This is a genomic window from Neisseria sp. P0021.S007, assembly GCF_051956855.1.
Genome location: NZ_JBQCXA010001448.1, coordinates 1 through 479 on the forward strand (window position 1 = coordinate 1; position 479 = coordinate 479).

The following is a 479-nucleotide window of genomic DNA, read 5'->3' on the forward strand; positions in this document are numbered from 1 at the left end:
CTTGGCGGGCGCAGATGTGGGCTCGGCTGCGTAAGGGGTGGTGCAGCCAGAGTGCCAAGAGGCGGCTGCCCATGTGGGTGGCGCAGCCGTCGAGTATGGAAAACAGGGTTGGTGATTTTTTACCGGAGAGGGTTTGCGTGATTTCGAGATTGCGGCGCGTGGCGGCGTCCATGCCGATATATTGGCTGTCGGTTTCGAGCGAAATGCCGTCGAGGTGTTGCGGCATCAGGTTTTGCGTCAGGCGGATGTAGTTCAACAGCGCGCCCGCCGCACCGACGGCGGCTTCGTGTTCCTTGCCGTCCAAACCGAAGCCATGCAAGTCTTGGCAGCCGAAGTATTCGGTCAACAATTTCGCGCCGGCGTCGGCGGCAAACTGCCACGAGTTCAGGCGCGTAATGTTGGCGGAGGTCGTCTGAAAACCGTCAGGCAGGCTTTTGCCTTCGGGCAACAGGATTTCCGCCGCCTGCAAACGCGCCAGC

1 pseudogene is annotated in these 479 nt (G+C 61.0%); it reads right to left on the minus strand.

The annotated features are described in order from the left end of the window. Window positions 1–479: pseudogene (locus ACTHUR_RS19635) on the minus strand (DNA mismatch repair protein MutS); the annotation flags it as partial.